This is a genomic window from Savagea serpentis (assembly GCF_015351395.1).
Classification (GTDB): domain Bacteria; phylum Bacillota; class Bacilli; order Bacillales_A; family Planococcaceae; genus Savagea; species Savagea serpentis.
In genome coordinates, this window is the sequence record NZ_JADKPV010000001.1 from 859944 (window position 1) to 878432 (window position 18489).

The following is an 18489-nucleotide window of genomic DNA, read 5'->3' on the forward strand; positions in this document are numbered from 1 at the left end:
TGTTCACTCCTTCTTCTTATAAAAGAAAGAGTGTCTTGCCTATGACAGACAAAGACACTCGAAATTTCTTAATTTAATTGTAATTCTTGCAATAACTGTTGCGCTTTACGCTCTTTGTCGTAATCGCTATCTGATGCTTCTTTGTATCCTTCGTGACTATAAATGGCAATCACTTCTTTACCTTCATCTGTTTTTGCAATTTCGATAAATGCTTCTTGTAATGCTTTTTTCAAGTCAGCATCCATAATTTTTGAGTTTTTGCTCACTGAAATCGTATCGTTATAAATCGCTGGCATAACACCGATGACGTTCGTTTCATCCCAGATTGATTCTTTGCGATCAAATTCGCTCGTCCATTGGTCTTCGTAGTCACGACGTGCATCCGCATATGTGACAAGAACGTCTGTCTGGCCACTCGCAAGACGTGCAAACGCATTACCATATGAATCGGCTTGGACGACTTTAGATAAGTCAGGAATTGTTTTGTCGAAGTTTTCTTTTAACCAAAGAGATGGGTAAATGTAACCTGCTGGTGATGATGATGACATGACGTTCCAGTTTGCACCGTCTAAGTCTTCAAATGTTAATTGTTCTCCAGCGTTTACTTTCTCCGCTAATTGTTGTCCTTTTTCAGTTGGACCTGCGATTAAAATCGCGCGATAAGATGTTGTTTGTTCTTCTGTTGGAGCTGTTGGTTTGTTGTCGTTCCAATCTTTCGCTTCTTCAGAATCATTGTTTAATCCAGCGCGTGTCGCTGTTAAAATGACTTCAGCGCCATCGTCATACAATACGTATGTGCCACCTGGAATTAATCCGATATCCGACGTACCTGCTGATAATGCTTCTCCGACTGATTCGAAGTTCGTACCGACTGTAATATCTACTTTCGCAACGTCATATCCTTGTTTTGCTAACTGTTCTGTTAACATTTCTTTCAAAGGCTCAGTCGCTGTCGTAATTTCTTGTGGATCACGTGATGGAACGAAACCGATCGATAACTTCTCGATTTTCGTATTGCCTGTTTCCGGATCTTTTTCTGCTTCTTTGTCCCCGCCACCACATGCAACGAGTACAACCGAAAGGAGCATAGCCATCAACAGCATACTCATTTTCTTCATACAATCTCTCCTGACTACTAGTAAGTTAGTTACAACAAAATTATTATAACATAAAAAGAATTATAATTGTCAATTGATAAAATAATATAGCTTTTTCGTAAATTTCATATGAATTGATTACTTTTTCGCTCATTCCATGTAAACTATCATTATAAAGAAATAATGACATCCCATAATATGGAATACTATTTCAAAGGAGAGATTCCCCTATGTCTACATATGAAATTCAACTGCTTTTAACGAGCGACGTACACGGCTTCGTCTACCCGACCCTTTATGGCGAAGATCAAAACGTTCCCCTTGGACTTGCGAAACTGGCGACACGCATCGCTGAAAAACGCGCAGAACGCCCAACTTTACTCATCGATAACGGCGACCTCATTCAAGGAAGTCCGCTCACGTATTATCACGCCACTTTTCATTCAGAAAAACCGAGCCCGATGATTGAACTTGCCAATATGCTCAATTATGATGCAGCCGTGCTCGGCAATCACGAGTTTAACTACGGGATGGATTATTTAACAAAAGCGATGGATGCTGCAAACTTCCAGTACTTAACTGCCTCGATTTTAGATGAAAAAAACGAACCTTTACGAACGCCATATATCGTGCAAGAAATCGGTAGTGTACGTGTCGCCATTTTAGGACTCACGACACAATACATTCCTGTTTGGGAAAACCCTGACCATATTAAAGGATTAACGTTCCGCTCCGCATTAGAGACAGCGAAAGAATGGGTTCCTTACATTCGACAACATGAAAACATCGATTGCCTCGTCGTCGCCTATCACGGCGGATTCGAAACGGACTTAGAAACAGGCGAAGTGCTCGAAACGACGGGAGAAAACGAAGGCTATGCACTCGCGACCGAAGTGCCGGGAATCGATGTTTTATTAACCGGTCACCAACATCGACAACTCGCTCAACGAATCGGTGATGTGAGCATCGTGCAACCTGGCTCTAAAGGCCAAATGCTCGGCCAAGTGATCGTTCAAGTGACGAAAGATGACGCAGGTGAAATGACAGGCATTCAACATTTCCCTACTCTCGTTCCAATCGAAGAAACGACGTCACCGAATGTGGACTTATTAGATCATTTAGCACCGTTAGATGAAAAGCTTCAAACGTGGCTCGACCAACCGCTCGGCACGATCGACGGGAACTTGCAGTATCAAGATGCATTCGAAGCGCGTTTACAGAAGCATCCGTATGTCGAATGGATCAATGCGGTACAAATGGAAGCGACGGATACGAACATTTCATGTACGTCGATTTTCCAAAATGGCCCGGGTGGATTGCCGAGCGAAGTGACGATGCGCGACATTATTACGAATTATATTTTCCCGAACACACTCGTCGTTTTACAGTTAACAGGGCGAGACATTCGAGAAGCGATCGAACAATCCGCAAGTTATTTCACTTTGAATGAAGCGGGTGAACCGACTGTATCAGAAGCTTTCCTTTATCCGAAAGAAGAGCCGTACAACTATGATATGTGGGACGGTGTGGAATTTGTCGCAGACTTGCGAAAACCAGTCGGCGAGCGTGTCACAATGCTTACTCACCAAGGAGTACCTGTAAAAGACGACGCACTGTATGACGTCGTCATGAACAATTACCGTGCGACAGGTGCAGGACATTTCGACATGTTTAAAGAAGCGAAACGTCTCGCGGACCCACAAGTCGATATGACGGAAGTGTTGGCAGACTATTTCTTACGCCACCCGAATGTCACACCGACATTCACGAAAAACTACACATTCCTTTATTAAAAAGGACATATTAACAGGAGGGATTGTATGAAAGAAGAATGGTATGTCGTCGACATGTATCGCGATGCTTACTACCCGAAACATCTCGTCGACCGAGTAAAAGAAGCGTTACAACGAGTGGACGCACTGCTCGCAACCGGCGAACGACAAGAAGAAGTCATTCAAGCCGCATTTGACCGGGCGACGATTGAAATTAACGAATTAGCTGAATTGTTCGAAGCGGAAAATAGCGAAATCGAAACGGTCGCCCGTGACTCTATCGCCGTCACCGTCATCGACATGCTCGACCATTACGATATCTCACTCGACGTAGAAGATGCCTTACAAGAACGAGATTGGTAACAAAAATAAGACAACTCTTTCCATCGAGTTGTCTTATTTTCTTTTCAGTAGAATGAGTGTTTAATGGATCCTTCATGACTACATATTGCATTTTATACTCACTTCACGTTCGCGACTTTTGAACGTTCTTCTTTTTATAAAACTGCTTTAAAACTTCCTCTCGCTTTTTCGAATAATGCATGATGTCGAAAGCGACTCGTTTTTTATAAAATGGCAAATAACGGACGATTGCTTTTTGATGGGGACCGAATGTTCTTGCCTCCCACTCTTCTATATAAATTCGGGCTTTCGCTCTAAATTGTTCTCCGTTCTCTTCAATGACTAACAGTTCAGCGTCTACCCGATCAAATTGGATGACGTGCGCTACAATGTACGCGTGTTGCCTGTTAGATGCCTCGATATAAGCGAGCGCTTGTACACCAAATTTTCCAACGAGCCTTCTCACAATCGGAGGTACGACGAGCGACAAAATGACGATGATGAGTACAGCCAAAACAAGAATAACTTGCGTATCTTCTGTAAGCGGCAAAGAAAAGATAATCCATATTGCAATAAAAGGAATCCCTACATATTTCCAAATAAACAATAAAACGATTTTCATACTTTCCCCTCCTATTCCCCTCTATATTGTCAGATTTTTCGAAATAAATCATTGGAAATAATGGAATTTACAGAAAATTTACATTCATACAAAAACACCCCACATCAAATGACGTGAGATGTTTCTATCCTTTTATAACTGAATCGTAATGCTTGGCATTTCTTGCATGTCGCGTTCGATTAAAATAGGTGTGATCGTTAAGCTTTTCGCCTCCTCGTGAATCGGATCAAATGTTGAAAGAGAATACATCGGCCCTTCTCCTTCCATCGTTCCCGCTCCTCCTGATTCGACATATTCATTGCCTAAATCATCTACGACGCGGAATGTCGGGCTAAACATGTTCAATTCTTCAATCGATGTTTCTCCCCCGAATAAACTGAGCGCAACTCCTTGTAAAGGGGGCAATGCTTCACGAGCTTCTTTTGAAGCGACAGTTTTCACATGTAAGCTTGTCGAAATCGGTGTGCGTGTCATCGATTCTAAAATGACATCGACGCCTTCCACAGACGAGCGCTCCATAACCGTCGTTGTCGTCGCTTCTTCCGCCTCTACTGAAAAGGCCATCGTCCAATCCGTATCGACCGTTTTAATGACTTCATTATCCGCATTGTAAAATTCCCACGCCTCCATATCCCATACGACAGAAGCTGTCGGAGCGTCATGGTCGAACAATGTCATTTCCATCATGCCGATATAGTGCAAGTCATCAATTTTTTCGATACGTTCTGTTCCCGCCATACCGCTCGACTTTTTCACTTGTAAATTTCCAACGCCTTGCTGCAATCCAACCGCTCCTGGAACCGGCTCATCTAATTCAACCGCGAAATAAATCGTCACCGTATTTCCATCGAAAATTGCACGGTCGACCATCGTCGATATTCCATTGGACGTTTTCACTTGTCCGATAATCGTCGCATGTTCATTTTTCGCTTCGTTTTGATCAAAGAGCGAAACGACGTTTTCCATAAACGGGATTTGCGACGCGATCGTTGGGGACATAAAGCTTGCTCCGACGACACTCGTCGTTAAAATTGCCGCAGCGGCTGCGACGCGTCCAATCACGCCGACACGTCGTTTTGTCGGGACTTCTGCTCTCACATAACGTTCTATTTTTTTCTTTTCCATATTGGTCATCTCCATCGGTTCAATTTGTTCAACATCTAAATCATCAAAAGATTGGTGTGGCATCGTCATCTCTCCTTTTCGGATGTAAAGTTACCGCCAGTTGTCGGCGTCCACGGGACAAGCGATTGTCGACACTCGCGACCGTCAAATGCAATTGTTCTGCAATTTCTTTGCTGGAATACCCCGCCTCATATTTCATCTTAAAAATGTGCTGGTCGATCGTGGATAATGTTGCAATTTGTTCATGGAAAGAATCATCTTTCTCCTCTACGGGCGTTTCTGGAATATTGGCATAAAGAGCTTCTCGCTCCAATTGACGTTGAACTTTGCGATAATGATCGATTGCGACAGACTTCGTCACTTGCCCGACCCATCCTTTAAATTGTTCCGGCGTGCCGTCAAAGGTCGGTGCCTTTGTCCAAATTCGTAAAAATACATCATTGACACATTCCTCCACAGCGGAAGTGCCTGCAATCGGAGCCACGATGCGATAACAAATCGCCTTCACCCACGGCCCGTATGCATCGATAACGACAGGCAACAGCCGTTCATCGTGGCGCGCCAAACGTCGCAGTTGTCGATTCGTTAACATCGGATTTCCTCCTATTCGAAAAGCGCTTTTCACTCTATATAACGATGCAACACTCCAAAACCTATCAACAAAATAAATCTTTTTTCAAATGGGTTCAAAATGGGTTCAACCTAACACCTTCTGTACGATATAAAGAAATGAATGCACCAGGAGATGCAGTTCTTTTCTCTGAATAGACTCCAGAAGAAATCGAATATGCGCGTATGTGGCATCAATATACGAACACTTCTCCAGCACCGCCTCTCACCGTCTTATTTGACGAAAAAGGAACGCCTGTCAATCCGTACATTGAAGATACGACCCTCGTCTTCCCTGAAGATGTCGTCGTTTTAGTCGGAGAATTTACCGCAGTCGGCATGGTGACGTATCATAGTAATGGAGACGGAACGGTGAATGTATACGACGTCCCTTCTCATTGGCATCAAGATAGGATGCTTCTATGACGAAAGCGACCGAGCGAGCGTTGCAAACGGTCCCGAAAAAACGAGTACCGAAAGGAAGCCCCGAAATCGTCGCCGAAATTTTACAATCGATGATGATCGAACGATAAGCATATAAAAAACCGTCTTCCTTGTCATAAGAAAGACGGTCTGATGTTATCATCTCAACGCTTCAAAAAACGTAACACTTACCATTATTTCTTCTCTAACTATACTTTAAATCTAAAAAGGAGACACCTCGATTGAGATGCCCCCTTTTTAAATCTTTTCGATTAGCTTAAAAAATCAGGCTGTTCGTTCACGATACGACCCCAAATTGGTGCAAAGCAACGTTTCGCTTCTGCGGGTGAACCGACTTGTTTCGCTGTATGTTTTGCATCTTTTTCATTGATGAAAACGGGTTGACCTGCCGCTTCCGCAATCAATTGAATTTGGCAAGAGCGTTCCATATTAATAAACCACCATACCGCTTCTTCAATCGATCCACCGACCGTCAACAATCCATGGTTTTGTAAAATGACCGCTTTATTCATTTGAAGGGCTTCTGCAATGCGTTGGCCTTCCGATAAGTCATGGACGACACCCGTGTAATCATCGAATAAACTATGATGTTCATAAAAAGCACATGCTTCCTGATTGATTGGATCAAGGAGACGACCTAATGTGGAAAATGCTTTCCCATAGACAGAATGCGCATGAGCAGCCGCAATGACATCCGGACGCGCTTTATGAAGTTCCGAGTGAATCGTAAACCCTGCTTTATTCACTTCATGCTTTCCTTCTACTACTTCTCCCTCATGATTGACGAGAAGCAAATCAGACACACGAATTAAACTAAAGTGCATATTGTAAGGATTCACCCAAAAGTGATCTTCAAACTCTGGGTCACGTACGGTAATGTGTCCTGCGTTCCCTTCGTCAAATCCGAAGCGCGAAAATATACGAAAAGCTCCTGCTAATTGTTCTTTTCTCTTTTGACGTTCTTGTTCGAAATTCATCATACTCTCCCCTTTATTCTAAAATGCTCGTATCATAATTTCCTTGTCGAAAAGCTTCTCTTTGAAGAAATGCGAGGTGAAATGGAATCGTCGTTTTGACCCCTTCGATTTGAAATTCACGCAATGCTCGTTCTAGACGAATGAGTGTTTCTTCTCGAGTCTTTCCTGTCACAATCAATTTTGCAATCATCGAATCATAATACGGACTGATGACAGAATGCATATGTGCTGCGCTATCAAGACGGACACCAATACCTCCTGGAGCGAGTAAGGACGTAATGGTACCGGGTGATGGTTGAAAATCTTTGTCCACATCTTCTGCATTAATGCGACATTCCATCGCCCAGCCCGTCATTTGAATTTCTTCTTGCTTTACGGATAATTGATCTCCACGCGCGATAGTGAATTGCTCTTTCACTAAATCGACCGATGTTACTTCTTCTGTAATCGGATGTTCGACTTGAATGCGCGTATTCATTTCCATAAAGTAAAAGTTTTTATCCGCATCGACTAAAAACTCTACTGTGCCGACCCCTTCATACCCAACAGCAAGTGCTACTTGTACTGCAGCGACTCCCATCTTGTCGCGCAATACATCATCGACAAACGGCGAAGGAGCTTCTTCGATTAGTTTTTGATGACGACGTTGTACAGAACAATCCCTCTCCCCAAAATGAACAGCTTGTCCGTGTTGGTCTTGGGCAATTTGAACTTCGATATGACGAGGGGCTACAATAAATTTCTCAATATAAACCGCTCCGTTTCCAAATGCGGCTTCTGCTTCACGTGTTGCTTGTTGAAAGGCTGTTTTCATTTCTTTGGCATCATGCGCGACACGCATTCCTTTTCCGCCTCCTCCAGCTGTCGCTTTAATCATGACCGGATATCCATACTGTTTTGCAATATCGAGTGCCTCCTCCACAGTAGGCACGATATCTGGACTTCCTGGAATTGTAGGTACCCCTTGACTTGCCACGGTTTTGCGCGCTTCTGCTTTATCTCCCATACGTTCAATGACATGGGAAGACGGACCGATAAATTTAATATTTTCTTTTTCACAAAGGGCAGCGAAATTCGCATTTTCTGCTAAAAATCCATACCCTGGATGAATGGCATCGACATTTTTTTCTATCGCTACCGTTAAAATATTTTTAATATTAAGATAACTATCATGAGCAGGAGCAGGCCCTATACAGTAAGCTTCGTCCGCCATTTGGACATGGAGTGCCGCTCGATCTGCTTCGGAATAAACCGCAATTGCCGTAAGCCCGAGATCTCGACATGCTCGTATAATACGCACAGCAATTTCACCACGATTCGCAATTAAAATTCGGCGCATCATACTTCCTCCTCTAGCTGTATTTCAAACAAAGCATCCCCAAATTCTACAAAATCGCCATCTTGTTTGTACACGTTCACGACTTTACCGCATTTCGTCGCTTCTACTTCATTAAAGAGTTTCATCGATTCTAATACACATAGCGGATCACCTTCTGTAACCGTTTGACCTTCCTCTACATAAGAAGGCTCATCAGGACTCGGCTTACTGTAGTAAATACCAACCATCGGAGCCGTCACAATGTAAGTCATTTCTTCTACGTTAACCTGTTGTTTCATTTCTTCTGTCTCAATATTTTCTTTACTCTCGTTTGTCACCACTGCTATTTTTTGTGCTTCATTTACTTTCGTTACCTCTGTTCCTTCTACGAATTCTTTCGTCATGCGCACGCTCATTGTGTCTGTTTCGCATTCAAAAGAAGTGAGAGAAAGTTCATGGAATTTTTCCATCCATGCGATGACTTGTTTTGTCTGTTTCATTTGTCCATCTCCTAAATCATTCGGTTATTCAAGGCCACTTTCGTCATTTGTTGATTCTGTTCACGATAGATTCGGTTCGCTTCGTCCACATCAATCATATCGAACCGAATCTGTTCCCCTGGTATGCGTTGTGCTACTTCTGATAAATCAACGGTAATGATGACACCGATTTTCGTATAACCGCCAGACGTTCCACAGTCCGCCATATGAATAATCGGTTGTTCACTTCCGGGCACTTGAATCGTGCCACATGCAACATAATCTGAAATAATATCGGGTCCTTGTCGATGTTGTAGCGACGGACCCGTTAAACGATAGCCCATTCGATCCGAATCATTCGTAATCGTATAAGACTTCGTTAAAAACTCTTCCAAGCTCGCTTGTTCGAATTGATCGAAATGCGGTCCCCGAATGAAACGAATCGGACGATTGGCATCATAAACAGGGATTTCTTGTGGGCGAAGGCGTCGACCTTTTAATTTTTCTAAAGGGTGCATATTTCGCTTCTTACAAAGCACATCCCCTTTTTCTAATGTTCGCCCTTCAAAACCTCCATAAGCGCCTCTTGTAAAAGTAGAAGCACTTCCCATGACGAGCGGAACATCAAATCCTCCATCAATCGCCATATAAGCACGTGCCCCTGTTATGCGACGCCCGAATGTCACACGATCTCCTGCTTGTACGAGATACACTTTCCATAAGTCCATCGGTTGTCCGTTTAATGCAGGTGATAAGTTCGCTCCTGTAATAGCGATGGCGCTTTTCGTTAAAATGTCCACATCGGTTCCGACAAGTGTCATTTCCAAGACAGCAGCATGTTGTGGGTTGCCAACGAGTATGTTGGCGTATCGAGCAGCGAACCCATCCATCACTCCGGAACGAGACACTCCATCAGCTGCATAGGCGAGGCGCCCTTCATCTTGAATCGTTGTAAAAAGGCCTTTCTTCCTTACACTTATACATTCCATTTCGCATTCCACTCTCTCTGTACATGATCATTCCAATTCACTGCCTCTTCTTCCGTAATCGCGACATAACGGATAAGCGTTCCTGCTTGCACAGTTGTTGGCGGTGTAGCATAAGGATCAAACATATCCATCGGTGTCCAGCCGATCATATGCCAACCAGAAGGGGACGTCAGCGTTGAAATCCCCGTCATCCGATTCGCAATTTGAATCGTTCCTTTCGGGACGCGCAATCGCGGTTCTTTCCTTCTTGGTAAGGCATAACATTCAGCAATATCTCCACTATACGGATATCCCGCAATAAAACCGATCATATACGTATAAAAAGAATGACTCGTAAAATAGTCTACAACCTCTTCTACCGTTTGATTTGCATGTTCCGCAATGAGCGATAAGTCTGGACCGTACGTTGCGTTAAAAACAACAGGAAGATGAATCGTTTTCGTTTGCCACATATCCGGTTGTTCTTCATAACGCAATTGGAGAATTTGATGCACGAGCGAATCATATGTTTGAATACTCGGATTGTACACAATTGTTAAATTGTTAAAGGATGGGATGAGTGTTTCAATCCCTTCTAACGCACATTGTGTAATTGTATGTTTCATTTGATGAACGAGTTCATTCACTTTCACATCGATGGTATGTTCAAATTGAAAGACGACTGCACGATCGCCCATCGGAAAAATATCGACGATTTGTTCTTCCATCCACGTCATGTCATTCAACCGCCTCTCGTTGCTGGAACGATTGGATCGCAATGCCCTCTTGTTGTAATAATGTTCGAATCGACTTGACGATATGAATAGCACCCGCTGTATCTCCATGCACGCAAATACTTTCCGCTTGAATCGGTACGTACGCGCCCGTCCTTGTTTTGACGACTCCATCTTGAATCATCCGTAACACGTGCTCCGCGGCACGTTCTGGTTCGTGAATGACCGCTCCTTCTTCTTTTCGAGACACGAGCGTTAAATCATCGTTATACGCTCGGTCCGCGAACACTTCCAAAATAAAAGGTAAACCACTCTGCTCGGCGATGCGATGTGCTGCCGTACCAGGTAAAACATATAAATAAAGTTCAGGAGTTACTTCCAACATCGTCTCGACGATGACACGCGCAATTCGTTCATCGACAAACGCCATATTTCCCATTGCACCGTGTGGCTTTACATGTTGTAATGTTAAGCCATGAAGTTCTACGAATTGGCGTAACGCTCCGATTTGATAAATGATGTCGTTGCGTAGTTGTTCATTTGTGATATCTAAGTTTCTACGTCCAAAGCCGACTAAGTCAGGATATCCTATATGTGCACCGACTGCGACATGATGTTGCTTCGCCGTTTGCACAGTGTCATTCATCACATTCGGATCTCCCGCATGAAAGCCGCAAGCGACATTCGCTGATGAAATAAGAGGGATGACTTGCTCATCGAGCCCCATCTTATAATCACCAAAACTTTCCCCGAGATCACAATTTAAATCAATGACTTTCATATACCAGTTCCTCCTCTTCTCGTTCAATTTCTTCTCCTGCATCTTCCGCTTTCCACATAAAGCGTCCTGTATAGCCATAGAAAATCGCAATCCCGATTCCTACAAAGTTCAACCATAAAAATGGTAAATAAGACATCGTAGAAACTCCTAATACAGTCGCCATATAAATTCCATTATCTGACCAAGGAACCATCGGCGCTGTCAAAATCCCACCACTCTCTGTGTTACGAGACAACACTTTACGATCAATTCCCATTTCGTCGTAGTTTTTCTCCGTCACTTTCGTCCCTGTAATGAGAGACACATAGCCTGCACTTCCGAAGAAATTTCCTAGAAACGCAGAAACGATTGTCGCGACTGTAAGACGCCCTGTATTGTTAATCCAATTGGAGAAACTCGCACGCATCACCTCTAATATGCCAATTTGTTCCATTAAACCACCGAATCCTAATGCTAAAATCATGACGACGATGACCCCGAGCATCGATACGATACCACCTCGATTAAATAATGTATCGATGAAAGGTGTTCCGGATTCGATTGTATAGCCTTCATACAACACCGTCGTTGCCGAGACGAGATCCATTCCTTGGAATAAGTATGCCCAAATCATTCCGAGCAAAGCACCAATTGCAATCGTTGGAATAGCTGGAAAACGATTAGCTAATAATACTAAAACGAGGACGATAGGAATGAGCATATACCAACCGATTTGGAAGTTCTCTTGAATAGCCGCCATATTCGTTGCGACGATGCCAATATCTGCCTCCCCCGTTTTATCTAAAAATAAAAACCCAGCTCCTAAATAAAGAACACTTGAAATTACTAAAGCGGGCACACTAATGTATAGCATCGAGCGCACATGGGTAATAATTTCAACTTTCGCTAAAGAAGCAGCCATGACGGTTGAATCGGAAAGCGGGGATAATTTATCTCCGAAATAAGCTCCTGAAATGATGGCACCTGCTACGAGTGGCATCGGCACCCCGAAGCTCTGCCCGATTCCCATCATTGCAATCCCGACCGTTCCAACTGTCCCCCAGCTCGTTCCTGTCGCAATCGCCGTTAACGCACAAATGATCAATGTTGCGAATAAAAAGATAGAAGGATGTAAAATGTCAAGACCGTAATAAATTAAAGTCGGAACGACACCTCCTGCAATCCATCCTCCAATCAATGCACCGACAAAGATGATGACAAGTAAAGCCTCTACCCCTTGATTGATTCCTTTCACAATAGAGCCTTGAATGGCATCGTACGTATGACCAAGACGCAAACCTAAAAGCCCGACCACCACCCATGCAGCGAGTAGCGCTAATTGAATCGGTAATTCAAAAACGGCGAGTGAGACATACATAATGGCTAAAAATAAAATGATAATGAGTACAATTTCAGTTTTATTCGGTAACCTGACTGTTTTCATATCCATTCCCCCTTTTTTCCTCTCGCTTAGTCGAACATGAGAGGGCGCGCTACTTTATTGAAGGCAGCACCATCGACACGTAAAGAATGTCCACTAATAAATGCTGACTCATCAGATAATAAGAAAAGACAAGCATTCGCAATATCTTCTCCTGTTGCAATTCTTCCGAGTGGCTGATGTTGTAATGTTTGTTTCATCGCTTCTTCCGGATCTGGCAACGCTTTAAATGTTTCATACAACATCGGCGTATCGACTGTGCTTGGCAAGACTGCGTTCACTCTGATTTGATCCACCCCGACATCGAGAGCCATTTGACGCGTAAGCGCTGTCATACCACCTTTTGAAGAAGCATATGCAGCAAAACGTGTAATCGTACGATCCGCATGCCATGAAGCCATATTGACAATGCCTCCACCACCCCGACGACGCATCGGTGCGACGACATATTTCGAACAGAGAAAGGCGCCTGTCAAATTCACGCCGATAACTTTATTCCATTCTGCTAACGTCGTGTCTTCCACTGACTTGCGAACAGTAGCTGCTGCATTATTGATCAACCCATCAATGCCACCGAAATGCTCTTCTGTTCTTTCCATCAACTGCTTCACGTCTTCTTCTTGACTCACATCTGTGCGAACGTACAATGCTTCGACATTCACATCTTTCAAATCTTGAACCGTTTGAGCTCCTGCTTCGTCATTAATATCCGCAATGACGACTTTTGCCCCTTCTTCTCCTAGACGAAAAGCTGTCGCTCGTCCAATCCCTTGGCTACCACCTGTAATAATGACGACTTTATTTTGTAAACGCATCTTCATTCCACTCCTTTTTTTAATAAACTGCTGTTTCTAACACGAGATCCTTCTCTTTGAAGCGTTCTACTCGCAATGGATGTAAATCAATCGTTTCATACTTGCCGTAATGAATTAATTCAGCCAATCCATTTCCAGCTGCTGGCGCATGTTGGAACCCATGACCACTGAATCCTGTAATGATGTAATACCCCGTCAGTTCAGGATGTTCGCCAATAACCGCATTTTGGTCCGCCGTATTATAATCGTATAAACCTGCCCATCCACGCTCCATTTTCAACTGTTCGAAAAGTGGGCTACGTGAGGCTAACACAGGCCAAATCTCTTCTTCAAAAAACGAACGATTTAACTTAAAATTGTATCCATAAGCATCTTCTCTTGCCCAACCGACGACATAGCGATCTCCTTCCGTACGGAAATGCAATCCGGTCGGATCAAAAGTAAACGGTATCGTTTGAGAAAAACGTTCTGTCATATCGATTGTATATAACTGGCGACGAAGCGGCTTCACTGGAATCGGCAAGGCTAATTTATCACTTAACTCACCAGACCAAGCTCCGGCTGCGTTCACGACGATATTCGCGTGATACACTTCTCCATTCGCTAAACGAACTCCCGTCACACGATCCCCTTCTCTTAAAATCGTGTCGACTTCTTCATACATATAATCGACATCACGTCTTTTATTGTGACGATTGTACGCTTGTAAGACAGAATAAGGGTCTGCATTTCCAGCATCCGGATCAAATACCGCTCCTGCTAAATCCTCTACGCAAAAATCCGGATAGCGCTCTTTCAATTCCGCAGGTGTCCAATACTCCGATTTCACATTTAACTTTCGATGAATTTTTAAAATATCTTCAAAAATAGGTAAAGACATCTCATTCAATAAATACAAATAGCCATTCTTTTTAAAATCAATCAGTGTTTCGTCTCCATCGAGTGCCATTTCTTGTTCAAACTTCTCATACATATTAAAGCTATACTGACTCATTTTAATATTAATTTCCGTACTGAACGTTTGGCGTATCCCTCCTTCACTTCTAGGTGTTGAGGAATATTCATACATCGCATCTTTTTCAAAGATTCCAATCGAACCTGAATACCCTTGTTCGCGTAGGTGATAGGCAACACTCGCTGCCATAATTCCTCCACCTACAATTAATACATCATAATTTTTCATCCCATGTCCTCCCTGCGCTTTGTAACTTGTTATGCAACTTGTTATAATCCAATTATATGAAAACGCTTACTCGTGCAGCTATGTCAATATTGGATGAATTTCATGGAGATAAGAGAGGTTTTCTTATACAAAGTGCACAAAATGTGGAGGAGTTGTGACATGATACTTACAAAAATTGCGCAAAAAATTTCAGAAGATACTAAAAGCATTATCGGATATCCGATTAGTATTTCAGATCAAGCGGGACATTTAATCGGCGTCAATGATACATCCCGACTTGGCTTATTTGATCCTTTACTACATGAAGTCATCGTTCAAAAAGAGATGATTTATTGGGGAGAGGAAGCAGTGAAAGATTTAGTAAATATCTTTCCTGGAGTGGCGGCACCGATTATCGTCAACGGTACCGTGCTTGGCGCCATCGGAATTTTAGGAAAAGTGAAAAGAGATCAAGAAACTGAAAACTATATTCAATTAGTGAAAAACCATATCGAAATGCGCTGTCATGAAGCGATACGTAAAGAATTTCAATCGTTAAATCAACAAACGATCGATACTTTTCTTCATTACTTACTTTTTTTCGAACGCGAAAATTTAACGATTCAACATGTCGAAACGGTGAGCACCATTTTAAACATCGAAATGGACCGTCCTCGATTTTGTATCTTGTTGGAACTCGACCAAAAAATTAGTTCGGTCAATGAAGCGTCCATACTTATCGAAATGATTCGAACAATTTTACAATTAAATGAACAAGATGTCATTGGTCAAATTGGCCCAAATACGATTTGTATTTTAAAAACGATTCCACATGTTTCTCTCAGTTCCACCACTTTACAACAATTGGAACATACTTTATTGCGATTGAAACAACGATGGATGGAAGTGCGAAAGGAGGATTTACATATTGCAGTCGGAGATGGTCAACTATCCATTATCGACGTCGTGCATTCGTACCGAGAAGCGGAAAACTTAATAAAAGCAAGCCGTTCCCACCGAACATCTGCTACATTTTTTCATTACAAACAAGGTGAAACAATTTTTAATCACCTCGTCCAGCATACACCGGAACAAGCTTATACGAAACTGATTCAACGTCTGGCACCACTGTTTCAACATAAAAATTATATCGAGCTAAAAGATACTTTTATCGCCTATTGCCACGCTAATTTTAATAGCAGTGAAGCAGCCCGAGATTTATTTATTCATCGCAATACGTTAACATATCGCTTAAAACAAATAGAAGAACAAATCGACCTTCCTCTCGACTCCTTCCAAAACTGCATCGCCCTCTACACACTCATTCTTCTGCACGATAAATAAGACAGAAAGAGTTGATAATCTCCTCAAATTTAAAAACGCATGAAATCAATACAAAATCTTGATTTCATGCGTTTATTGTAAGGGTACTTTTTTATTACTCCGTCTTCTTCAAAATTTCCCAAAAATCTCTTACACGTTGGGGGCCGATTTGGTCGTATTTGCCGATGAGGACGAATTCTTTCGGTAGTAATCCAACGCTTGTAATGCCGTCGCGTTGTAAATGTTCAACGAGTTTCGGAGATCGCGGTAACAGTTCGTCGTCGATGTTGATTGCCGCGCGACTTTCTGTAATGACGAGCTGTTCCCCTTCGTAAAACAACAATAACTCGCCATCTCCTTGACGTTCCGCACGCACTTGTTTTCTCCGAATTTCCTCTTCGATAAAGTGCTTTAATTCTTCGACAAAAACGGCGGTATGTTCTTGTTTACGGCGTGGCGTACGGGTATGTAGGTCATCCAACGAATATGGTAATTCGCTCATGAAGCGCGCTTCTTGTTTATTGTTTAAAGCGATGAGATACGATTCACTCTTTTCAAAACGTTGAGGGAGTAAAAGGGCGTCTCGTAAAAAGTACGGAATATCGATCGACTCTTCTCGGAAAGTGAGCGTACGAACGGTCGTCATACCAGGCAATATTACCCCTCGTTCTACAGGAGCCACTTCCGTGAGATCTGTCCCATCTTGCCATTGCTTTTCTAATTGCTCCAAACGCAATGTTAATTCGCCGATTTCTAATGTTCGAAGCGCATCATGTGTTTTCGGATCGCGATACGGTGGCATTTCTAAGTCTGGGCTTAAATATGCTTCCATATACCAGCGCATGACATCATAAATGTGGCGCCATACAGTCAAGGACTGAACGAGATACACTTGTTCAATTTGATGCGTCGCCCGATTCCCTTCCACCCGTATCGCATGGCACGCATCCAATATATGTTGTGGCATCTCATAAACATCTTGATCATTTAAATGATCGATTAATTTAAATCCGTAAGGGCGTTCGATTCCTTCCACTTTGTCAATCTTTTGGAAAATAATTTCAATCAACGTCCGACTATGCGTCAATAAAGCACGCGGATTTTGAAACACCGCAAGCTCTAGCTCCTCTAAAAATTGAGCGAGCTGTAAATCTTCTTTTTCTAAAAACGCATAAAACATTCAACATCCTCCCATCTTCCTACCGTCATTCAATTCCTCACATTTTGTCTTATATTGTACCAAATTTACACCAATTGTATAGTTGCACAAAAAAACCTATCTTCTACGTTGAAGATAGGTCATTTATAAGGCACAATATTCTTTTGAAATCTGAATCATCATTCTTCATTCCTAATTTCTTATAATCGTTTTAAATCTATGTTAATTTTATAGATTTCTATAGAAAACTGATACTTTTCACTCAGTCAATGATATACTACTAAAAATGGAAACTAACATAGAAAGAAGGCATTATGATGACAGAAACGATGAATACATTAGAGGCGCTTTGCATCGCAGCCCCTTACATTCATAAAGTGTTGAAAGGCGAAGCGATTGTGGCAGTCGCAGATAAGAAAAAAGACACAGTCGAACGTTACTTACCAGGACGTCGGGTCGATTCAGGGTACCGAGACGGAGAACGTGTCAATCCAGGGGATGACAATGTGTACATCGCATTTAGTGGTAGAAATGCGGACGTCTATATCGATCGCAGTGTGTACGGTGTTCCGATTAAAGCATTCGCTTTCCCGATTTTAGAAGGTCGTGAAGTCGTCGGAGCATTGGCAATCGGACTTCCTGTCGAAAATGAAGAACAATTAAAAGAATATATGGACACGATGAAAGGCATTATCGATTCTTTACAAGATCGCGTTCACATTATCGCAGCGCACTCGGAAGAACTATCAGCAACGAGTGAAGAGATGAGCGAACAATCGGAACATGCGTTAAAAGACTCTGAAAAAACGAATGAAATTACGAGCTTAATTAAAAGCATTTCTCAACAGACGAACTTACTCGGATTAAATGCGGCGATCGAAGCAGCACGTGCCGGTCAACACGGGGCTGGATTCAGTATTGTTGCGCAAGAAGTTCGTAAATTATCACTTCAAACAGCAGGTGCAACGGGACAAATTGAAGATTCTTTATCAAACATTAAACATAATATGGAAAACTTAAAAACGAATATGGGCCAAATCGCTGAAGCATCGAATGAACAAGCGACACTCGTTCAAGATTTCAGTGACATTATCGAGCGCTTGAATACATTGAGTGCCGAAATGAATGATTTTTTACAAGAAATGGTCAAGTAATGTCATCCGAAACGCTTATGAATTCATCTTTCATAGGCGTTTTTGTTATGTCTTTCATCATCTTTGTCATCTCCTTTGTTTTTTCTTTCACCCGTTACATTACGCCTCTCTTCTTTTTTCTGGACAACTTTTTCTTTTTTCTTTTTCATCTTCATTTCTGTACGTGTATAAGATCCATTGACGGATAA

At 42.5% G+C, this 18489-nt stretch carries 20 protein-coding genes; 5 read left to right on the top strand and 15 right to left on the bottom strand.

The genetic code is table 11. The features are described 5' to 3' along the window. Window positions 1-68: 68 nt before the first annotated feature. The gene (locus IRY55_RS04420) at window positions 69-1118 is read right to left on the bottom strand and encodes a phosphate/phosphite/phosphonate ABC transporter substrate-binding protein (RefSeq protein ID WP_194562031.1); all 1050 of its coding nucleotides are present in this window, start codon (window positions 1116-1118) and stop codon (window positions 69-71) included. Window positions 1119-1327: 209 nt separating this feature from the next. Between IRY55_RS04420 and IRY55_RS04425 the strand changes: the two genes are divergently transcribed. Both IRY55_RS04425 and IRY55_RS04430 read left to right on the top strand, forming a co-directional pair. Then, the gene (locus IRY55_RS04425) at window positions 1328-2890 is read left to right on the top strand and encodes a bifunctional metallophosphatase/5'-nucleotidase (RefSeq protein WP_194562032.1); all 1563 of its coding nucleotides are present in this window, start codon (window positions 1328-1330) and stop codon (window positions 2888-2890) included. Between the two features lie 27 nt (window positions 2891-2917). After that, window positions 2918-3232 (top strand): DUF5713 family protein, encoded by a 315-nt coding sequence (locus IRY55_RS04430; protein WP_194562033.1) that lies wholly within the window; start codon window positions 2918-2920, stop codon window positions 3230-3232. 103 nt (window positions 3233-3335) lie between these two features. Here IRY55_RS04430 and IRY55_RS04435 read toward each other — a convergent pair whose 3' ends face one another. The 3 genes from IRY55_RS04435 to IRY55_RS04445 all read right to left on the bottom strand — a co-directional run bounded on the left by IRY55_RS04435 (window position 3336) and on the right by IRY55_RS04445 (window position 5550). Further along, window positions 3336-3833, bottom strand: a complete 498-nt coding sequence (locus IRY55_RS04435) for a hypothetical protein (RefSeq protein ID WP_194562034.1) — start codon at window positions 3831-3833, stop codon at window positions 3336-3338. A gap of 132 nt (window positions 3834-3965) precedes the next feature. Continuing rightward, window positions 3966-5021 (bottom strand): DUF4179 domain-containing protein, encoded by a 1056-nt coding sequence (locus tag IRY55_RS04440; RefSeq protein WP_194562035.1) that lies wholly within the window; start codon window positions 5019-5021, stop codon window positions 3966-3968. Further along, the gene (locus IRY55_RS04445) at window positions 5002-5550 is read right to left on the bottom strand and encodes a sigma-70 family RNA polymerase sigma factor (protein ID WP_194562036.1); all 549 of its coding nucleotides are present in this window, start codon (window positions 5548-5550) and stop codon (window positions 5002-5004) included. Before IRY55_RS04445 ends, IRY55_RS04440 begins: the two co-directional genes overlap by 20 nt. A 203-nt stretch (window positions 5551-5753) precedes the next feature. Here IRY55_RS04445 and IRY55_RS04450 point away from each other — a divergent pair, with 203 nt between their 5' ends. After that, entirely contained in the window at window positions 5754-5993 is a 240-nt protein-coding gene (locus tag IRY55_RS04450; protein ID WP_194562037.1) for a hypothetical protein, read from the top strand. A 269-nt stretch (window positions 5994-6262) separates the two neighbouring features. Here the strand turns inward: IRY55_RS04450 and IRY55_RS04455 are convergent, their stop codons facing one another. Genes IRY55_RS04455 through IRY55_RS04495 form a run of 9 tightly spaced genes read right to left on the bottom strand, consistent with a single transcriptional unit; the run spans window position 6263 to window position 14686 of the window. After that, entirely contained in the window at window positions 6263-6988 is a 726-nt protein-coding gene (locus IRY55_RS04455; protein WP_235961012.1) for a class II aldolase/adducin family protein, read from the bottom strand. Window positions 6989-7001: 13 nt separating this feature from the next. Next, the gene (accC, locus tag IRY55_RS04460; protein WP_194562039.1) at window positions 7002-8330 is read right to left on the bottom strand and encodes an acetyl-CoA carboxylase biotin carboxylase subunit; all 1329 of its coding nucleotides are present in this window, start codon (window positions 8328-8330) and stop codon (window positions 7002-7004) included. Then, window positions 8327-8806 (bottom strand): acetyl-CoA carboxylase biotin carboxyl carrier protein, encoded by a 480-nt coding sequence (locus IRY55_RS04465; RefSeq protein WP_194562040.1) that lies wholly within the window; start codon window positions 8804-8806, stop codon window positions 8327-8329. Before IRY55_RS04465 ends, accC begins: the two co-directional genes overlap by 4 nt. Before the next feature lie 11 nt (window positions 8807-8817). Further along, window positions 8818-9774, bottom strand: a complete 957-nt coding sequence (locus IRY55_RS04470) for a 5-oxoprolinase subunit C family protein (protein WP_194562041.1) — start codon at window positions 9772-9774, stop codon at window positions 8818-8820. Next, window positions 9762-10490 carry a 5-oxoprolinase subunit PxpB gene (gene pxpB / locus IRY55_RS04475; protein ID WP_194562042.1) on the bottom strand — a complete coding sequence of 243 codons (729 nt, stop codon included), beginning with the start codon at window positions 10488-10490 and terminating at the stop codon, window positions 9762-9764. The genes IRY55_RS04470 and pxpB overlap by 13 nt, the downstream gene beginning before the upstream one ends. A gap of 1 nt (window position 10491) precedes the next feature. Next, window positions 10492-11268, bottom strand: a complete 777-nt coding sequence (locus IRY55_RS04480; RefSeq protein ID WP_194562043.1) for a LamB/YcsF family protein — start codon at window positions 11266-11268, stop codon at window positions 10492-10494. Further along, entirely contained in the window at window positions 11255-12691 is a 1437-nt protein-coding gene (nhaC, locus tag IRY55_RS04485; protein ID WP_194562044.1) for a Na+/H+ antiporter NhaC, read from the bottom strand. The genes IRY55_RS04480 and nhaC overlap by 14 nt, the downstream gene beginning before the upstream one ends. Window positions 12692-12717: 26 nt before the next feature. Next, complete coding sequence (locus IRY55_RS04490; RefSeq protein ID WP_194562045.1) at window positions 12718-13503, bottom strand: SDR family NAD(P)-dependent oxidoreductase; 786 nt, start codon at window positions 13501-13503, stop codon at window positions 12718-12720. A 19-nt stretch (window positions 13504-13522) separates the two neighbouring features. Beyond that, a complete protein-coding gene (locus IRY55_RS04495; protein WP_194562046.1) occupies window positions 13523-14686 on the bottom strand; it encodes an NAD(P)/FAD-dependent oxidoreductase in 1164 nt (387 codons plus the stop codon). 159 nt (window positions 14687-14845) lie between these two features. Here IRY55_RS04495 and IRY55_RS04500 point away from each other — a divergent pair, with 159 nt between their 5' ends. Next, window positions 14846-16009: a sugar diacid recognition domain-containing protein gene (locus tag IRY55_RS04500; protein ID WP_194562047.1), complete on the top strand. Its 1164-nt coding sequence runs from the start codon at window positions 14846-14848 to the stop codon at window positions 16007-16009. Between the two features lie 94 nt (window positions 16010-16103). Here IRY55_RS04500 and IRY55_RS04505 read toward each other — a convergent pair whose 3' ends face one another. Beyond that, on the bottom strand, window positions 16104-17168 hold the full coding sequence (locus IRY55_RS04505; RefSeq protein ID WP_194562048.1) for a DUF4145 domain-containing protein: 1065 nt from the start codon (window positions 17166-17168) through the stop codon (window positions 16104-16106). A gap of 743 nt (window positions 17169-17911) precedes the next feature. Between IRY55_RS04505 and IRY55_RS13620 the strand changes: the two genes are divergently transcribed. Next, a complete protein-coding gene (locus tag IRY55_RS13620; RefSeq protein WP_408015131.1) occupies window positions 17912-18301 on the top strand; it encodes a methyl-accepting chemotaxis protein in 390 nt (129 codons plus the stop codon). A gap of 23 nt (window positions 18302-18324) precedes the next feature. Here IRY55_RS13620 and IRY55_RS13540 read toward each other — a convergent pair whose 3' ends face one another. After that, entirely contained in the window at window positions 18325-18450 is a 126-nt protein-coding gene (locus IRY55_RS13540; RefSeq protein WP_268920768.1) for a hypothetical protein, read from the bottom strand. Window positions 18451-18489 lie beyond the last annotated feature (39 nt).